Raw genomic sequence first — 17,479 nt, forward strand, 5'->3', positions numbered from 1 at the left:
CGGGGGCGCCGCGTTGCCGTCGGCGCCCGCGCCACCAGCCTTGCGCACTCAGGTGAAGCGGTGAGAAAGCGCGTGCAGGCCACCGCGCCGTGGCGCGGTGGCCTGCACCGTCAGGCGCGGTTCTGCGGGCCGGCCTGCGTGGCGGGAGCGGCGGACGAGCCGTCCGTCCGTCCCGCTTCCCCTGCCGCGTCGTCAACGGCGGGGCGGTTCCTCGGGGCGGGTACCCGTTCGGGGGTAGTGACGAGCAGCCGGCCCAAGGAGCGTGGGAACCACCAGTTGGACCGCCCGAGGAGGGTGACCAGAGCCGGGGTGAGCAGACCCCGGACCACGGTGGCGTCGATGATGATGCCCGCCGCCAGAGCGGTGGCGAACACCTTCACATCGGTGATCGGAATGCTGGCCAGTGCGGTGAAGGCCAGGAAGAGGATGAACGCCGCGGAGGTGACCAGCCGGCCCGTGCGGCTGATGCCCGTCACGACGGACGGCACCACGGTGTCGCGCACGCCCTTGGCACTCAGCTCCAGGTGGGTCTCGCGGATGCGGTGGAGGATGAACACCTCGTAGTCCATGGACAGCCCGAAGAGGAAGGCGAAGACCGCCATCGGGACCCAGATGGTCACCGCCCCGATCGCCGGGGTGTCGAACAGCAGCTCGCTGCCGTAGCCCTTCTGCCAGATCAGGACGACCACGCCGTACGCCGCGCAGGTGGACAGCGCGTTGAGGATCAGCGCCTTGATCGGCAGAACCACCGAGCGCAGCGTCCGGGCGAGCACCACGAAGGTGAGCAGGGCGACGAAGACCAGGATCAGCCCGAGGGAGCCGTAGACCCCGTCGATGAAGTCCACGTCCGTGGCGGGGCCACCGCCGACCAGGGTGCCCGGGGTGTCCTCCGCGAGGTCCATGACCTTGGTGACCGTGTCCCGGCCGGTGCTGCTGGACGGGTCGGCCTTGGTCCACACGTCGATGACGCGCTGTCCGCCGCGCGCCCAGTCCGCCGGGGCGGCCGAGCCCGCGACGCCTTCGAGCGCGGCGAGCCTGCCCTGCACGGCGTCCGAGCCGCCCGCGTCGACGACGACCTCCAGCGGGCGGGCGATGCCCTCGCCGAAGCCGGCGTCGACGATCCGCTGGTAGGCCGCGGCGGGCTTGCCGCCCTGGGCGAGCGTCACGGTGGCCGGCTGGCCCAGGCGCAGGGCGAGCACGGGGGCGGCGAGGGCCAGCAGCACCGCGCCGCTGAGCACCGCGCACAGCGCGGGACGGCGGGTGGTGAAGCCCGCGATCCGGCCCCACAGCCGGCTGTCCGGACGGTGCACCCGGCGCGGCCGGTCGAGCTTGTCGCCCCAGGCGTACAGCAGGACGGGCAGCAGGGTGATCGCGACGCCGACGCTGACCAGCGGGATCAGCAGGCCCGCGTAGCCGACGCTGCGCAGGAACGGGACCGGCAGGACCACCAGCGCGGCGAGCGAGATCGCCACCGTGGCGCCGCTGAGCACCACCGCGTGGCCCGCGCTGGAGACGGCCCGGACGACCGCCTCCCGGCGCTCCTCGGGCGAGGAACCGTCGGATCCGGGCTTCTGCCGCTCCTCCCGCCAGCGGGTGACGATCAGGAGCGCGTAGTCGATCGCGATGCCCAGGCCGATCAGCGCCACCAGGTACTGGACGATGAAGGAGACGTCGGTGATCCCGGTGATACCGCGCACCAGCAGGAACGTCGTCGGGATGGCGACCATGGCCATCAGCAGCGGCACCACGGCGAGGCCGCTGGCGAAGACCAGGGCCAGCACGACCAGGGCGCCGAGGGCCCCGATCAAGGTCTCGTAGATCGGGCTGCGCTGGCCTCCGCTGTCGCGGCCGGACAGGACCGGCTGGCCCGTCAGTTCGACCGGGGCGCCGCCGATCCTCGCGCTCTCGACCGCCGTCTTGATCGCCGGGAGCGACTGCTCGTAGGGGGCGTTGGAGCGGTTGGCCGGCGGGTAGACCAGCGCGACCGTGGTGCGCTTGTCCTGGGAGACCAGGGACTCGCCGCCGGGACCGGCGAACGAGACGCTGCGGCCGCCCTTCGGGGTGACCTTGGCGATCAGGTCGCCCCACTGCTCGCGGACACCGCCGCTGTCGACCGTCGAGCCGTCGGGCACGGTCACGACGAGCAGCAGCGGGGCGTTCTTGCCGCCGGTCTGCGAGAAGCGCTGGGCCAGGGCGTCGTTCGCCTCCTGGGAGTGCTTGTCCGGGAGCCGGGACTCGAACGAAAGCTTGTCGATCGTGCTGCCCGACATGGCACCACCGGCCAGGGTGAGCACCACCCAGACCAGGACGACTGACAGCCGGTGGGCGAGCACCCACCGCGTCATGCGCTCCAAGGTAACCCCTCCTGTAGGGACGCTACTGTGTAGCTACGCTACGCATGTAGGAGGAGACCATAGCCCGGCCACAACCGGTGACGCAATATCAAATGAACCGATCCGGTCGCGAGTTGGCACACGACGGAACGGCCCCGGAACGCACCGGTCCCCTGGTGGGCGACCGGCCGCGAGTGGCACAACGACCGGCCCGAGGGCCGGGTGAGGGGACCGGGGCCGCCAACGCGAAACGCCCGGCCGGGAGACCCCGGCCGGGCGCCTGCGTGAACTCATCGCGGCCCGGACGACCGACCACGTGGTGCAACGTCCCCCCGGAAACCGCCGTGTCGGCGGCCGGGGCCGGACAGGAGACGGCGCTACACGGGATCCGCCCCGCGCAGGACGGAGAGGAAGCGCTTCAGGGCCGTCCCGAAGTACCCGGCGGCCAGCAGCGTCAGCGTCGCCGGCAGGACGACCTTGGGCCAGTCCAGCGACTCCGGATGACTCACACCCCGGTTGACCAGCAACAGGGTCAGCGCGCCCAGCACGCAGAGCAGCCCGATCAGGGCCGCGAGCGTACCGGTGGCGACCACCTGGTCCCGCGGAGCGGCCGCCGCCTCGAAACCGATGCCCTTGCGGATGCCGGAGAGCCCGCCCGCCAGTGACAGCACGCAGCCGAAACCCACCACCGCCAGCCCCACCAGCAGCAGCGGCGGATGCTGCGGCCAGGGGCCGGCCGGCCCGCCGAGCAGCGCCGAACCCCAGGCCACCGCCAGCAGCGGCAGGGCACAGACCGCCTGCAGCGACAGCCGGTTGGCACTGATGCGCAGCGTGGCGTCGTTGTAGGCACGGGCGACCTCGGACGGCGCGCCCCACTCCAGGACGGCGCGCTGCGCCGCCTCCTCCAGGTCGTCGCAGACGTCCAGATTGCCCTCCGCCGCGCACTGGAGGCCGTCGAGTATCTCGTCGACGATGGCCGAACGGCGCGAGTCCGGCCCGACCAGGTGCTCCGCCACATGGTCGGTGAAGCTCTGCAGCACGGCCGCGTGCGTCACGGCTGCCCGCCCAGGACGACCGAGATCACGGAGGAGACCTCCCGCCACGCCGTCCGTTTGTCGGCCAGTGCCCGGCGGCCCGCCGTCGTGAGGAAGTAGTTCCGCCGGCGACGGCCGTTGTGGGTGATCCACTCGCTGTCGACCAGCCCGGCGGCCTCCAGCCGGTGCAGCGCCGGATAGACCGTCCCGGTCGGGAGGTTGATGGCGTCGCCGCTACGCCGCCGAAGCTCCTCGATCACCGCGTAGCCGTGCTGCGCCCCGGGCTCCAGCACCGACAGCAGCATGCCTTCCAGATTGCCTCTCAGGGTCTCCGCCTTCACGCTTCCCCACCCTACACATCGGGGCCCGGCCGGAACACGGCTGATTCGAGCCGCAATCGTTCAGCCGGACGCACGGCCCTGCCGTCCGGCCGTGGCCATGTCCTCCTCGACCGCGCCACCCCCGGCACCGGGGCCCGGCACCACGGCCGGCGCCCGGCGGGCGCTCCTGGCCTCGATCAGGTTCAGGACCGGCCCGGTCATGGCGGTGGTCACCAGCGCCATGACGACCATCAGCGAGTACAGCGGGCCGTCCAGCAGGCCGAGTTGCAGTCCGACGCCGAGGATCACGAGTTCGGTGAGGCCCCGGGTGTTCATCAGCGCCGCCAGGGTCCCCGAGTCCTCCGCGGTGAGTCCCTGCGAGCGGGCACCCAGGTACGTCCCGCCGAACTTGCCGCCGATGGCGACGAGGAGGATGACGGCCAGCTCGGTCAGCCCTTCGAGGCCCACCCCGCGCAGATCGACCTTCAGGCCCGCGACCACGAAGTAGACGGGGAGCAGCAGCGAGGTGATCTCGCCCGTGCGCTCGCAGAGCTCCTCGCGCGTCGCCTCCGTCCCCTCGCGGGGCATCAGCGCACCGAACAGGAAGGCGCCGAAGATGTAGTGCATCCCCATCGCCTCGGTCGCCGTTCCGGACAGGAAGATGCCGACCATCACGACGGCCATGCCCGTCGGGGTGAGCCCCTTCCCGGGGGCGCCGTGGGTGAGCACCCGCCGCAGCAGGGGCCGCAGGGCCAGCAGGAGCACCGTGAACGGGACGAGCAGGGAGACCTGCCAGTAGCCGCCGACGCCGCCGACGACGGCCTGCACCCCGGCCAGCGCGGACCAGGCGACGACGTCGACGACCGCGGCGGTGGCCAGTGCGAGGCCGCCGATCGCGAGGCGGGACATGCCCCGGCCGACCAGGATGCGGGCGAGCACCGGGAACGCGGTCACCGACACGGACAGGCCGATGAACACCACGAACGCGGCCCGCTGCTCGGTCGGGTGGTTGCGCAGCAGGAAGAAGGCGAGCGGGATGCCGAGGGCGAACGGCACCAGGGTCGAGCCCGTCGCGGCGCCGACGGTGATCCTCACCCGGCCGCGCAGGAAACGGTGTTCGAGTTCCAGCCCGACGACGAACATGAACAGGGCGACGCCGATGTTCGCCAGCGCCCCCAGCAGGGGCCGCACGTCGGCGGGGAAGAGCCGGTTGGCGACCAGGCTGCCGAACAGCGTCGGTCCGAGCAGGATGCCGGCCAGGATCTCGCCGACCACGGGCGGCTGGCCGAGACGGCCGGCCAGCGCGCCCAGACCGCGGGCGAGCAGCAGGATGAGACCTAAGTCCAGGAACAGCAGCTCAACTTGATGGGTCGTCATGATCGGTACGGTCCTCGATTCGGCCGGGCGTCGACGGAAAAGGCGTTGACCGAGCGCCACCCGTGCCGCGGGGCGCGGGGGTGTTCGTTCGACGTGCCGGTGCGGCCACGTCGTGAAAGGGGCGCGCGACGAATCGCGGCCCCGCAGCGCGCGTCCCGGTTCGGGGAAGGTGCCATCGACGGCACGCGGCGGCTGCGCGGCGTTTCCCGACGGGGGGTCACACGCTCCGTCGGCGCTCCCAGCCTGCGGTTCGCTCCGCGGCGGTGTCATCGCCCAGATTGCCCATCCGGCGCCCGGCGCCGACCCCCCCGGCAAACTTTCCATAAATCACGTGACCTGCGTATCCGCCGCCGACGTTTTGTCGGTTGCCTCGAAGCGGATCCGTATGCAAGGCTCAAAGCCGCCGTAACAGACTGCAACGGGGGGTTGCTGAGTGTCTGCAGGTGAACACAGACCCGGGCGGGGCCGGCTCCGGCACGGACCGTCGCACGAAGAGTCTTCCGCACAGTCAGCATCGCCGCCCACGGCCGGAGTCCTCCTCCGGGCCGACTGCCCGCACGAGCCGCCGACACCTCCGGGTGTGTCAGGTGCGCGGCCCGTCCGCGCGACGCCCCGCTCCCCCGGCAGCACCCTCCGCTGAACATCACTCTGTTCTCGTACGGGCGCGCTTTCCTGCTGCCGTTCCAGTCTCTGCGGGACACCGGAACGGCGCCACAGCGGCCGCACGCCCGTTTCTCATCGTCGTCGACCGGATCAGGGAGTGCGGAGAATGGAGCACCATGCGCGCCGCGCCGTCACGATCATTCGCCAGAATTACCACGAGCCACTCGTCCTGGACGATCTGGCCCGATCGGTAATGGTGAGCAAATTCTATTTGATCAGGGTTTTCCAGCGAGCCACCGGAGTAACTCCAGGGCGCTTTCTGAGCGCCGTTCGGCTGCACGAGGCGAAATCCCTCCTGGTGCACAGTTCCCTGAATGTGGCAGAGATTTCCGCACGGGTGGGCTACAGCAGTCCCAGCACGTTCTCCCGCCGTTTCACGACCTCGGTGGGCGTCTCCCCCACCCAGTACCGGCGGATCGGCCGGCACGACACGGACGAGGACCCCGGCATCGCCCCCAGCCCCGTCGAGCGCGGCCCGCTGGGATCCGTGGCGGGCACCGCCCATGTGCTCGGGACGTCGCGCTCGCCGCTGTACATCGGCCTGTTCGACAGCCCGATCCTCCAGGGGCAGCCCGCGGCCTGGACGAAGCTCGACGGGACCGGGCCCTTCCGGGTGAAGAACGTGCCGCCCGGCACCTGGCACCTGCACGCGGTGACGCTCGGGGCGCGGACCTCGGCCGAGCAGTGGGGCGACTCCCCGCTGCTGGTGGGTACGGTCGGTCCGGTGGACATCTGCGCCGGCGCCCGCACCCGCATCGACGTCGTGCTCCAGCAGGAGGACTGGACCCGTCCGCCGGTCCTGCTCGCCCTCCCCGGCATCGGCTCGCGGCCCGGCCGCCCGGTGCGGTCCCGCGGCCGGTTACCGCACCCCGCCGCGGCGTTCTACGGCCCGCAGCCGATCCGCCGGAGCGGGCGGCCGGCCTGCCGCGGCGCGGAGTGAACGGACCGGGGAAGCGCGAGGGCCGCCCGGCGGACAGCCGGGCGGCCCTCGGGCGCGCCGTGCGGAGCTGGGCGGACCTCAGCCCAGGGTGAAGCGGTCCGCCGCGGCACCCCGGAGCCGGCCCTTCGGCACCTTGCGGCCGAAGGTGAGGAGCAGCAGGTCCTGGGCGGCGCCGGTGACCTGCGATCCGCTGCCGAAGCTCCAGTCGAGGTCGTCCGCGCTCAGCCGGACGCCGTCGAGCTGAGCGCCGAAGAACTTGAACGCCTTGGGGTCGACGGCGTCCAGCAGGATGCGGAGCCGGTCCTCGGGGAGCTTCCGGTCGAGACCGATGGGCACCGTGATGTCGAGTCCGTGCACGACGTCGTGGCCGAGCGCGGCGGCGAAACCGCCGACCGGGGGCTTCCACGGGTGGGTGGCGTTGTCCCGCAGGAAGGCCGCGAGCCGGTCGGTGGAGAACTCGGCCGCGTCCTTGCGCGCGCAGCGGTCGGTCATGCGGTTCAGGCTGCCGCCGGCCAGGACGAGCTCCTTGGCCATCCGGGGAACGGAGTAGCGGAATCCGAACGACATGTGGGCGACGACTTCCCGGACCCGCCAGCCGGTGCACAGCGACGGCTCGTCCCATGTCTCCGCGGGCAGCTCGTCGAATACGGCGGCGAGTTCCCTGCGCTCGGCCGCGATCGCCGCGCGAATCTCGGATTCCGGATGCCCGTGTGACACGTTGCTCATGGCCCCATTTTACCGACCGGCCGGGGAGGAGCCAATAACATTCCGTTATCGCACCCAGGGCCTGCGGTTATGACCGCAGGTCACCTCGGTTGCATTCCGGTCCCGGTGAAAACCCGCCAGAACCAGAACTGGCCGAGGGTCACCGGGACGAGGGCCGGGAGCACGATCGCGGCCAGCAGCGTCAGGGAGCCGGAGTCGGCGATCGCCCGGGACAGCTCCAGTCCGCCCTGGCCCGAGTGGGTGGCCAGCACCGTGGTGCCGTTGACCGCGCCGACCAGGACGGGCAGGGCCACCAGCGGCGCGGCGCCCAGCAGCAGCGCCGCTCCGGTGCGCCCGGTCGCCTGGACCCGGTCGGAGGCGTACACGGCCGCGGCGGTGAGCACCCCGACGACGCCCACCGCCACGGGGGCGTCGGTGACCACCGCGGCGGCCACCACGACGAGCAGGGGCAGCAGCAGGAGAACCGGGGTCAGCACCCGGGTCAGCCGGCCGAACCCGACCCGCACCGGGTTCCCCTCCGGCAGGCTGCGGGCGGCGCAGAGCAGGCCCTGGCGCAGGCAGCCGGCCACCGCCAGGGCGGCGCAGAGCAGCGTGAAGGGGTGGACCAGATCGGCCGCGGCCGCCACCGAGTGCCCGTCCGGCCCGACCGAGAGTCCCCGGACCAGCATGCCCAGCACCGCGCCCCAGCCGGCCGCGAGGACCAGGCTGGCGGCCGACAGCACGATGTCCCAGGTGCGTCGCCAGCGGGCGCCCTCGTACGCCGGGCGGAACCACAGCGCGCCGTCGCGCAGGAACCAGGCGCAGAGCACGGCGAGGAAGGGCAGCCGCAGCGCGCGCAGCAGTTCGCCCTCCGCCACGGGCAGGGCTCCGAAGAGGAGCCCGCCGAAGGCGACCAGCCACACCTCGTTCGCGAGGAAACGGGGGACGATCGCGCGCCGCATCCGGACGCGGCCGGCTTCCGTGTCGGCGAACGGCATCAGCATCCCGATGCCGAAGTCGATGCTCTCCAGAGCCAGGTAACCGGCGAGGAGGAGCCCGACCAGGGCGTACCAAAAGACATCCACCGTTGATTCCCCATCAGCTGGACATGTGTGCGTTCATGGCATGGGTCAGTAGGAGGGGCGAACGTCCGCCGGGGGTGCGCCCCGGCCGTCCTCCCGCGGCGCCCCGCGCTCTTCGGCGTCCGGGAAGAGGTCCGTGTCGCCGAGCAGTCCCACGTCCGGTCCGAGCCTGGCGAAGCGGACCATCAGCGCCCAGTCGACGACGGCGAGGGTGGTGAGCACGAGCGTGAAGACGGCCAGGGAGGCGAGCATCCCGCTGACGGGGACGTCCGCGACCGCGTCCCGGACCGTCAGTTCGCCGGTGACCATCCAGGGCTGCCGGCCGACCTCCCGGCTGAGCCAGCCGCAGATCAGGGCCAGGAAGGCGAGCGGCAGCAGGAAGGCGGGGAGCCGCAGCCCGAACCGCCGGGCCGGTGGCGTCCCGCCCGCCCGGCCACGGCCGGCCGTGGCCGGGATCCAGACCAGGAAGGCCAGCAGGACACCGATGAGGAGCATGAGCACGGCCGCTCCGCCCACCCAGGCGGGCGGCATCCAGTCGCCGGCGCCGTACCGGGACTGTGCCCCGGCGCGGACCGCGTCGAGTTCGGCGCCGCTCTGCCCCATCACGACGGCGTACTTCTCCGGCTGGTAGTCCTTGAGCGCCCCCAGGTGCACGAACCCCGCCACCACGGTGACGAGCGCGCCGCCGCCCGCGAGGTACGAGCCCTGGAGCAGCGTCGGGCGGAAGAACTCGGTGTCCCGGTCGCGGCGCAGGTGGTAGGCGCTGACGGTGGCCATGAACAGCCCGGCGATCAGGGCCACGGCACCGGCGATGTGCACCACCGCGTACCAGGTCGCCCCGTTGGTGAGCAGGGCGCCCCAGTCGGTGACCCGGGCGACGCCGTCGCGCATCTCGTAGCCGACGGGGTTCTGCATGAAGCCGTTGACCACCATCACCCAGAACGTGGAGGCGTACGCGGTGAGGGCGACGCCCCAGATCAGCGCGAGGTGGGCGCGCGGCGGCACCCGGGCGAAGCCGAAGGCCCAGAGCCCGAGGAAGGTCGATTCGAGGAAGAACGCGACGACCGTCTCGATCGCCAGCGGGGCGCCGACGACGTTTCCCACGACGTGCGACAGGCCGGACCAGTTCATGCCGAACTGGAACTCCTGGGCCAGCCCGCTGACGATGCCGAGCGCGTAGTTGACGACGTAGAGGCCGCCCCAGAAACGCACCCGCCGCATCCGGGTGGCGCGCAGGACGGGGTCGGTGGTGCGCACCGCCCGGGTCTGCGTCAGGGCGACCACGGTGACCAGTCCGAGGGTCATCGCGACGAACAGGAAGTGCAGGGTCGCCGTGACGGCGAACTGGAGTCGCGCGAGGTCGATTGCGTTCACGGGGCGTCTTCCGGTCGGGTGGGAGGATCGGGAACGGTCGGCGAAGGGCCGGCGGCGCGGGCTAGCCGAGCTGGGTGCGCGCCTGTTTCGCGAGGGCCTTGGCCGCCGGGCTCATCCGGCCGCCGGCCCGCCAGGCCAGGGCGAGACCGCCCCGCAGGTGCATGCTGGAAATCCGCACCGGGTGCAGCAGCTCCGGCTGGGAGAGCACGAACCGCTCCGGCAGGATCGCCATGCCGATGCCCCGGGAGGCGAGCTGGGCGAGCACCCGGGGATCGCTGGCCTCGAAGGCCACCCGGGGTTTGACGCCCGCCGCCGCCCAGGTCGCGTCGGAGGCCGCGCGCACGGCGCTGCCGACGGGCAGGCACATCAGCGTGTGGGATTCCACCTCGTCCACGGTGATGCTGCCGCGCCCGGCGAGCGGGTGGGCGTGACCGACCGCCCCGACCAGCAGTTCGTCGGCGATGACCAGGGTTTCCAGCCCGGCCGGCGGATCGACGCCGACACCGATGATCGCGACGTCGATCCGGCCCGCCCGCACGGCCTCGACCAGGTGTTCCGTGCTCCCCTCACTCAGGGAGATCTCCACGGCGGGGTACTTCTCGCTGAAGTCCGCGACCAGATCGGGAAGCCGCAGGGACAGCGAGGACGCGACGGAGCCCAGCGCCACCTGTCCGCGCACGACGCCGGTGACGTTCTCCACCGCGTCCCGCACGCTGTCGACGGCGGCCAGTGCCGCACGCGCGTGCGGCAGCACCGCCGCGCCCACACCCGTCAGTTGGACCGTCCGACCGCTCCGGTCTATCAGGTCCTTGCCCAACTCCCCTTCCAGCCGTCTGATCTGCGCACTCACACAGGGCTGGGTCACGAAAACGCGCGCGGCCGCTTTCGTAAAGCTGGCTTCTTCGGCCACCGCCACGAGGTACTCCAGCTGACGCAATTCCATGGATTGATCGTACCGGTCAACCACCCTCGAAGAGTCGGCAATTGGGACACCCGGCGAACGGCGGAACAGCGAACCTCCACAGCGGCGTGAAGAAATGTCAGACCCCCGTGAGCAAAGGGTCAAATCCGGGTCAAGACTTCGCCGCCGGGGCTTCGAGCCGGTTGAGGGTCCCGGTCAGGTACTGCTCCCGGCAGGGCCGGCGGCGCACCTTTCCGCTGGTGGTCTTCGGCAGCGTCCCGCGGCGGATCAGCACCACGTCGGCGACGTCGATCCGGTGGTTGCGGCGCAACGCCTCCCGCACGGCGGTGGTCACCTCCTCCGCGCTCGCGTACCGGCCCACCCGGCTGTCGCCCTCGACCACGACGACCACGGACTCCTCCCGGCCGTCGTCCACCGGGAACGCGGCGGCGGAGGCCGGCCGCAGCAGCGGGTGGCTGCCCTCGACGGTGTGCTCCAGGTCCTGCGGGTAGTGGTTGCGGCCCTTGACGATGATCAGGTCCTTCAGGCGGCCGGTGACGAAGAGGTCCCCGCCGTGCACGAACCCCATGTCGCCGGTGCGCAGGAACGGCCCGTCCGCCCCGGCTCCGGATATCCGCGCCCGGAAGGTCCGCTCGCTCTCCTCCTCGCGCCCGAAGTAGCCGGCCGCCACGCACGGACCGGTCACCCAGATCTCGCCGACCTCGTCGGGTGCCGCCTCGCGGAGGGTGTGCGGGTCGACGATCCGCACCCGGGTGTCGCCGACCGTACGGCCGACGCTCATGATCGTGCTGGTCCCGGTGACGGCCTCCGGCTCGCCGGCGACCGGGACCACCTTGCCCCGGCCCAGCGCCCGCGCGTCCAGCACCAGCGGCGCCGGCTCGATGCCCGGCCCGCTGCCGCTGACCTTCAGGGTGTGCTCCGCGAGGCCGTAGCTCGGTGCGAGGGCGGCGCTCTCCAGGCCGCTGGCGGCGTACTTGCCGGCGAAGTCCCGCAGCGTGTGCTCACGGACCGGCTCGGCGCCGTTGGCGGCCATCCGCCAGCGCGAGAGGTCGATCGAACCGCGCACGCTGTCGCTGCGCACGCACAGGTCGTAGGCGAAGTTCGGGGCCGAGGAGTGCGTGCCGCCGAACCGGGACAGCGCCTCCAGCCAGCGGCCGGGGCGGCGGATGAAGGCCTCCGGCCCCATCAGGTACGAGGGCCGGCCCGCCCACAGCGGCAGCACGATGCCCAGCAGCAGGCCCATGTCGTGGAAGAACGGCAGCCAGGAGACGACGGAGCCGTCGTCCTCCAGCGGCCACAGCTGGTCCGTCTCCCCGGCGTTGAACCAGAAGTTGGCGTGCGTGACCATCACGCCCTTGGGCGTTCCGGTGGAGCCGGAGGTGTACTGCAGCAGGGCCACGTCCGACAGCGCCGGCACGGGCAGTGCGGTCCCGGCGGCCGGCACCGGCAGCTCGTCGGTGGCGACGATCTCCAGGCCCTCCAGTTCGGGCAGCCCGGCGAAGTCGGTGAGCACCTGGTCGCGGACCTCACGGGTGGTCAGCACCAGTGTCGTGCGGGCGTCGTCGGCGATGGTCCGCAGGCGCTGCACCGCGTGGTGGCGGGTCGGCACCTGGACCGGGGCCCCCATCAGGCCGGCCGCGGTGCAGGCCAGCCAGGCCCTGATGAACTCCAGCCCGTTGGGGTACATCAGCACGGCACTGCGGCGCTCGCCGGCCAGCCCGGCGAGGGCGCCGGCCCTGGCCAGCACCTCGCGGTGCAGTTGCCCGTAGGTGACCTCCTCGCCGACCTCCTCGCCGTTGCGCAGGTACACGTAGGCGACGGTGTCGGGCATCTCGTCCGCCCGCCCGGCCAGCAGCGCGGGCAGCGGCAGCGGAGTGCGCTCTGTCATGGAATCAGTGCTCATTGCCGTCCGTTCATCAAGGGTGGCAGGCGGACATCCTCGAAGGGCCGCTCAGGCGAGGTCGGTGAGCCCCGCGCGCGGCGCGTTGATCAGCGCCGCCATGTTGCCGGGGGGCTGGCGGTTCTCGTGCATCAGCTGGTGGGCCTCGCCGATCTCCGGCAGGCTGAACAGCCCGGAGAGGCAGGGGTCGAGCTGCCCGGAGGCGACGAGGTGGATCACCGCCCGGCACTGGGCCGGGTTGAAGCCGTGCGAGCCCTGCAGGCGCTTCTGGCGCATCCACAGGAACCGCAGGTCGACGTCGGCGGCGTAGCCGGAGGTGCCACCGCAGATGGTGACCATGCCGCCGGTGTCGCACAGGTACATGGAGGTGGGGATGGTGTCCTGGCCGCTGTGCTCCAGGACGACCTTCGGCGCCCGGCGGTCGCCGAGGGCCTCCCAGTAGGCCCGGCCGAAGCGGCGCAGCTCCCCCATCCAGGCTCCGAACGCGGCCGGGTCGTTCAGGTCGGGCATCCGGCCCCAGTGGGAGAACTGGCGGCGGTCGACCGTGCCGACCGCGCCGAGGCCGCGGCAGTACTCGGCGCGCTCCTCGCTGGAGACCACCGCGACGGGCAGCCCGCCCGCGTTGCGGACCAGCTGGATGGCCATCGACCCGAGCCCGCCGGCACCGCCCCAGATCAGCACCGGGTCGCCCGGCCTGACCGTGTTGGGCGCCCAGCCGAACAGCTGGCGGTAGGCGGTCGAGCCGGTGAGGATGAACGCGGCCGCGGCCTCCCAGGTGAGGTTCGCGGGCTTCGGGTGGCACTGGTAGTCGTCGACGAGCGCGAACTGGGCGAAGGTGCCGAAGTTGGACTCGTACCCCCAGGCCTGCAGGGTGGACGAGAAGGTCGGGTCCCCGCCGAGGCGGATGTCCTCCGAGGTCTCGTCCCACTGGCCGCCGGAGAGCACGACCTGGTCCCCCACGGAGACCCCGGCCACGCCGTCGCCGACGGCGAAGACCACGCCCGAGCCCTCGGAGCCGCCGATGTGGAAGTCCTCGGGCTCGCCGCGCTTCTGCCGGGCGCCGATGACGTCCAGCGGGTAGCCGAGGCCGGCCCAGACGTTGTTGTAGTTGATGCCCGCCGCCATCACCCAGACGAGGACCTGGCCGCGCCCCGGCTTCGGGGTGTCGACGACCTCGGTGGCGAAGGACTTCAGCGGCTCGCCGAAGCGGCTCCGGCGGATCACGGACGCGTACATCTTCTCCGGAACGGAGCCGAGCGGCGGCATCTCACCCAGCTCGTAGAGGCTCTTCCCCATGGACACTGCTCTCCTGTGGTCGTGGAACGGATGACGGTCGAACGGAACGCCGGGGTGCCGGGAGGTGCGCGGTCAGACCGCGGGCACGGGGAACGCGGAGCGTTCGTACGGGTAGCCCGGCAGCGAGGTCCGGCGGGGGGTGCGCCGCGGGTGCAGTCCCGGCCAGTCGATCTCGACGCCGGCGGCCCACAGCGCGCCCAGCGTCGACAGCAGGATCTCGGGGTCGGGCGTCTCGTCGGTCGGGTGCGGCAGGCCCTGCAGGATCGGGTGGTTCCAGCGGAGTTCGGCATGGCGCCGGGCCAGCGACGTGAGCGTGGTGCCCGGTCCGACCTCGACGAGGGCGCAGCCCGGCAGGGCGTTCAGCGTCTCCAGGACGTCGTGGTAGCGGACGGCGTGGCGCATGTGCCGGCACCAGTAGCCGGGCGTGCGGATCTCGTCCGGGTCGGCCCAGGTCCCGGTGGTGTCGGAGACCACCCGGATCGCCGGGCGGTGGAAGGTGATGCCGGCGAGGAACTCCTCGTACTCGTCGAGCACCGCGTCGACCAGCGAGGAGTGGCCGGCTCCCGGCACCTTCAGCAGGCGCGTCTCCAGGCCCTTGGCCGCGTGCTCCTCGACGAACCGCTCGACCGGCTCGCGCGGCCCCGAGACGGTCACCTGGTCGGGGCCGCTGATCACGGCGATCCCGACGCCCTCGGGGAGCAGCGGCAGCAGTTCGGCCTCCGGCAGCCGGACGGCCGCCATCGCGCCGGGCGCCAGGGTCAGCAGCAGTTCGGTGCGCTTGAGGACCATCCGGACGGCGTCGGGGAAGGAGAACACCCCGGCGGTGCACGCGGCGGCGTAGCCGCCGAGGCTGTGGCCGACGACCGCCGCGGGGCGCACGCCCCACCGGACGAAGGCCTTGGCGAGGGCGTACTCCAGGACGAAGACCGCGAGTTGGGCGATCCGGCCGTCCGCGACGGCCTGCCGTGCGGTTTCCTCGGCCGCCTCCCCCACCGGGTCGTAGACGACGCCGAGGTCGATGCCGGAGGCGTCCAGGACGTGCGCCACGCACGCGTCCAGATCGGCCCGGAAGTACGGGTCGAGGCGGTAGAGCCCGCGGGCCATGCCGGCGTGCTGGCCGCCGTGCCCGGGGAAGGTGAAGACCACCGGCGGCGGGTCGTCCGCGGCCGACCCGCGGGGCCGGTCCTTGTCCTTGACCTTGACCCCGGCGAGCGCGGCGGCGGCCCCGGCGGGGTCGCGGGCCACCACGAAGCCCCGGTGGGCGTACCTGGTCCGGCCGGTCTGCAGGGTCCACGCCGCGTCCTGGAGCGCCGCGCCGTCCGCGGCCCGTTCCAGGTGGCGGCCGAGCCGCGCCGCGACGGCGGCCAGCGCGGTCGCGGACTTCGCCGAGTACGGGAGCAGCTGCCAGCCGTCCGCGTCGGGGGCGGCCGGTCCGGTCCGCGGCGCCGCGGGCGGCTGCTCGACGATCACGTGGGCGTGCGTTCCGAAGGGGCCGGAACCGCCGGCCGACGCGCGGCGCGGCCCGGTGTCGCCCGCCCGCCGGCCGGGCCCGTCGTGCACCGCGAGGACGGCCCGTACGAAGGCGGCCGCGGCGGGCGCGGTGTCGGTGACGCCTCTCCCCGGGGCGGTGTCCTGTTCGGCGACGGTGTCCGCGGCGACGCCGCTCACCGCGAGGGCGTCCCGGACGATCCGGGCGCGGCCCTCCGCCGCGGACTCGCCCGGCCCCGTGGTGCCGACGGCGGTGCCGCGGACCACCGCGTAGATCCGGTCGCCGTCGTCCAGCGCGGCCCGGAGCGGCTTCAGCACGGCCACCGCGCAGCCGCCGCCCGGCTCGGCGCCCTCGGGGCCGAGCACGCCGACCGACCCGGCCAGGGCGAGGTCGCACTCGCCGCCGAGCAGCGCCTGGACGGCGGTGTGCACGGCGACCGGGGCGGTCGCCCCGGCCGCCTGTACGGAGACGGCGGGGCCGGTCAGCCCCAGCTTGTAGGCGACCCGCGAGGCGAGGAAGTCGGCCCCGGTGGCGGCCCGGATCTGCCGGTCGTCGATCGGGGGCGCCCCGGCGGGCCGGCCGCGCAGCCGCGCCGCGTGGGTGGTGGTGGCGCCGCCCGCGTAGATGCCGACGACCGCCTCGTCCCTGGCCGGGTCGTGCGCGGCGTCCTCCAGGGCGTGCTGGGCGCACTCCAGCAGGAGGCGCTGCTGCGGGTCGAGGATCGCCGACTCGCGCGGTGAGATGCCGAAGAATCGGTGGTCGAACGCGTAGGGGTCGGCCAGCGGTCCGGCGGTCGGGTCCGCCGGGCCGGCGGACCGGCACCCGCGGAAGGCGTCGAGGCCGTCGGCCTGCCCGATGCGCGCCGCCAGGCCGACGACGGCGATGTGGGCGTCGGGGTCGACGTCGTGGTCGCCCGGTGCGAGGTCTGTCATGGGGTCCGCCGTTCCCTTTCCGGTTGAGAGTCCGTGCTCGTGCGGCCCGGTCAGGCCACGGGAACGGTCGGGCGGACGAAGCGGTCGCCCTCGCGGCCCAGCGCGGCGTCCTGGTGGTTGGCGATCAGCTCGTAGGGCTGGCCGGGCCGGAACCCGCCGGCCTGCTCCAGACGCTCGAACTGGGCGTCTTCGAGGGTGAGTTCGAGCGCGGCGAGGTAGTCCTCCAGCTGCTCGGCGGTGCGCGGGCCGATGACGGGCACCATCGCGGTGGCCGACCGGGCCGACCGGGCGCGCAGCCAGGCCATGGCGACCTGCCCGGCGGGGGCGCCGGTCTCCTCCGCGACGGCGAGCACGGCGTCCAGGACGGCGGTGCGCTGCTCGGAGTCCTCGACCCGGATGGCCTGGCCGTCCCAGTCGGTCAGCCGGCCGCTCCGGCTCTGCCGGTACTTGCCGGTGAGCAGGCCGCCGCCGAGCGGTGCCCACAGGGTGGCGCCCAGGCCCAGGGCCTCGGCCATCGGGAGCAGTTCACGCTCGGCGCCGCGCTCGGCGAGGCTGTACTCCAGCTGGATGCCCACCAGGCGGGGCAGTCCGCGCAGTTCGGCGAGGGTGACGGCGCGGGAGATCCGCCAGGCCGGGAAGTTGGAGAAGCCCGCGTAGAGGATCTTGCCGGACCGGACGAGGCCGTCGAGGGCGCCCAGGATCTCCTCGACCGGGGTGACCGAGTCGGGCAGGTGGGCCCAGTACACGTCGATGTAGTCGGTGCCGAGGCGCCGGAGACTGGCCTCGACCGAACTGCGGATGTTCTTGGCGCTGTTGCCGGTGTTGGAGATCCGGGGCCGGCCGGCGCCCAGGGTGAACTTGGTGCTGACCACGAAGTGGTCGCGGTCGGCGCCGAGGAACTCGCCGAGCAGCTTCTCGGACTCGCCGATCTGGTAGTTGTCGGCCGAGTCGAGGAAGGTGCCGCCGGCCTCCGCGAAGCGGTCGAAGATCTTGCGGGCCTCCTCGCGGCTGGCGCCGCCGCCCCACAGGGTGCCGAAGTTCGCCGTGCCGAGCGCGTACTCGGAGACCCGCAGGCCGGTGGCGCGGCCGAAGGTGGTGTAGTGCATGGCTGT

General features: G+C 72.9%; 13 protein-coding genes. 1 reads left to right on the plus strand and 12 read right to left on the minus strand.

From position 1 onward, the window contains the following. Nucleotides 1-110: 110 nt before the first annotated feature. The 4 genes from ACIO5D_RS24065 to ACIO5D_RS24080 form a co-directional block, all read right to left on the minus strand. On the minus strand, nucleotides 111-2,345 hold the full coding sequence (locus tag ACIO5D_RS24065) for an MMPL family transporter (RefSeq protein ID WP_363607756.1): 2,235 nt from the start codon (nucleotides 2,343-2,345) through the stop codon (nucleotides 111-113). Between the two features lie 365 nt (nucleotides 2,346-2,710). Continuing rightward, nucleotides 2,711-3,388 (minus strand): hypothetical protein, encoded by a 678-nt coding sequence (locus tag ACIO5D_RS24070; protein WP_363607755.1) that lies wholly within the window; start codon nucleotides 3,386-3,388, stop codon nucleotides 2,711-2,713. After that, complete coding sequence (locus tag ACIO5D_RS24075; RefSeq protein WP_363607754.1) at nucleotides 3,385-3,708, minus strand: helix-turn-helix transcriptional regulator; 324 nt, start codon at nucleotides 3,706-3,708, stop codon at nucleotides 3,385-3,387. The genes ACIO5D_RS24070 and ACIO5D_RS24075 overlap by 4 nt, the downstream gene beginning before the upstream one ends. Before the next feature lie 60 nt (nucleotides 3,709-3,768). Continuing rightward, entirely contained in the window at nucleotides 3,769-5,064 is a 1,296-nt protein-coding gene (locus tag ACIO5D_RS24080) for a cation:proton antiporter (RefSeq protein ID WP_400797644.1), read from the minus strand. 769 nt (nucleotides 5,065-5,833) lie between these two features. Between ACIO5D_RS24080 and ACIO5D_RS24085 the strand changes: the two genes are divergently transcribed. After that, the gene (locus ACIO5D_RS24085; protein WP_363607752.1) at nucleotides 5,834-6,667 is read left to right on the plus strand and encodes a helix-turn-helix domain-containing protein; all 834 of its coding nucleotides are present in this window, start codon (nucleotides 5,834-5,836) and stop codon (nucleotides 6,665-6,667) included. A gap of 78 nt (nucleotides 6,668-6,745) precedes the next feature. Here the strand turns inward: ACIO5D_RS24085 and ACIO5D_RS24090 are convergent, their stop codons facing one another. The 8 genes from ACIO5D_RS24090 to ACIO5D_RS24125 form a co-directional block, all read right to left on the minus strand. Next, nucleotides 6,746-7,393, minus strand: coding sequence for a maleylpyruvate isomerase family mycothiol-dependent enzyme (locus ACIO5D_RS24090; protein WP_363607751.1), 648 nt, complete (start codon nucleotides 7,391-7,393; stop codon nucleotides 6,746-6,748). 80 nt (nucleotides 7,394-7,473) lie between these two features. Then, complete coding sequence (locus ACIO5D_RS24095; RefSeq protein ID WP_363607750.1) at nucleotides 7,474-8,457, minus strand: cytochrome d ubiquinol oxidase subunit II; 984 nt, start codon at nucleotides 8,455-8,457, stop codon at nucleotides 7,474-7,476. A gap of 45 nt (nucleotides 8,458-8,502) precedes the next feature. Beyond that, complete coding sequence (locus tag ACIO5D_RS24100; RefSeq protein ID WP_400797647.1) at nucleotides 8,503-9,828, minus strand: cytochrome ubiquinol oxidase subunit I; 1,326 nt, start codon at nucleotides 9,826-9,828, stop codon at nucleotides 8,503-8,505. Between the two features lie 61 nt (nucleotides 9,829-9,889). Further along, nucleotides 9,890-10,771: a LysR family transcriptional regulator gene (locus tag ACIO5D_RS24105; protein WP_363607748.1), complete on the minus strand. Its 882-nt coding sequence runs from the start codon at nucleotides 10,769-10,771 to the stop codon at nucleotides 9,890-9,892. 130 nt (nucleotides 10,772-10,901) lie between these two features. Beyond that, nucleotides 10,902-12,638: a fatty acyl-AMP ligase gene (locus ACIO5D_RS24110; protein WP_363607747.1), complete on the minus strand. Its 1,737-nt coding sequence runs from the start codon at nucleotides 12,636-12,638 to the stop codon at nucleotides 10,902-10,904. 63 nt (nucleotides 12,639-12,701) lie between these two features. Next, nucleotides 12,702-13,946 (minus strand): crotonyl-CoA carboxylase/reductase, encoded by a 1,245-nt coding sequence (gene ccrA / locus ACIO5D_RS24115; protein WP_363607746.1) that lies wholly within the window; start codon nucleotides 13,944-13,946, stop codon nucleotides 12,702-12,704. A gap of 72 nt (nucleotides 13,947-14,018) precedes the next feature. Beyond that, on the minus strand, nucleotides 14,019-16,367 hold the full coding sequence (locus ACIO5D_RS24120; RefSeq protein WP_400797650.1) for an acyltransferase domain-containing protein: 2,349 nt from the start codon (nucleotides 16,365-16,367) through the stop codon (nucleotides 14,019-14,021). Nucleotides 16,368-16,417: 50 nt separating this feature from the next. Continuing rightward, the gene (locus ACIO5D_RS24125) at nucleotides 16,418-17,473 is read right to left on the minus strand and encodes an aldo/keto reductase (protein WP_363607744.1); all 1,056 of its coding nucleotides are present in this window, start codon (nucleotides 17,471-17,473) and stop codon (nucleotides 16,418-16,420) included. Nucleotides 17,474-17,479: the final 6 nt, after the last annotated feature.

It is taken from the genome of Kitasatospora sp. NPDC087315 (assembly GCF_044744345.1).
Taxonomy (GTDB): domain Bacteria; phylum Actinomycetota; class Actinomycetes; order Streptomycetales; family Streptomycetaceae; genus Kitasatospora.

What these genes read in the sequence shown, in the direction of transcription:
- ACIO5D_RS24105 (WP_363607748.1), bottom strand. Translation starts at nt 10,771, where the DNA reads ATGGAATTGCGTCAGCTGGAGTACCTCGTGGCGGTGGCCGAAGAAGCC.
- ACIO5D_RS24110 (WP_363607747.1), bottom strand. Translation starts at nt 12,638, where the DNA reads ATGACAGAGCGCACTCCGCTGCCGCTGCCCGCGCTGCTGGCCGGGCGG.
- ACIO5D_RS24125 (WP_363607744.1), bottom strand. Translation starts at nt 17,473, where the DNA reads ATGCACTACACCACCTTCGGCCGCGCCACCGGCCTGCGGGTCTCCGAG.
- ACIO5D_RS24120 (WP_400797650.1), bottom strand. Translation starts at nt 16,367, where the DNA reads ATGACAGACCTCGCACCGGGCGACCACGACGTCGACCCCGACGCCCAC.
- ACIO5D_RS24080 (WP_400797644.1), bottom strand. Translation starts at nt 5,064, where the DNA reads ATGACGACCCATCAAGTTGAGCTGCTGTTCCTGGACTTAGGTCTCATC.
- ACIO5D_RS24065 (WP_363607756.1), bottom strand. Translation starts at nt 2,345, where the DNA reads ATGACGCGGTGGGTGCTCGCCCACCGGCTGTCAGTCGTCCTGGTCTGG.
- ACIO5D_RS24085 (WP_363607752.1), top strand. Translation starts at nt 5,834, where the DNA reads ATGGAGCACCATGCGCGCCGCGCCGTCACGATCATTCGCCAGAATTAC.
- ACIO5D_RS24090 (WP_363607751.1), bottom strand. Translation starts at nt 7,393, where the DNA reads ATGAGCAACGTGTCACACGGGCATCCGGAATCCGAGATTCGCGCGGCG.
- ccrA (WP_363607746.1), bottom strand. Translation starts at nt 13,946, where the DNA reads ATGGGGAAGAGCCTCTACGAGCTGGGTGAGATGCCGCCGCTCGGCTCC.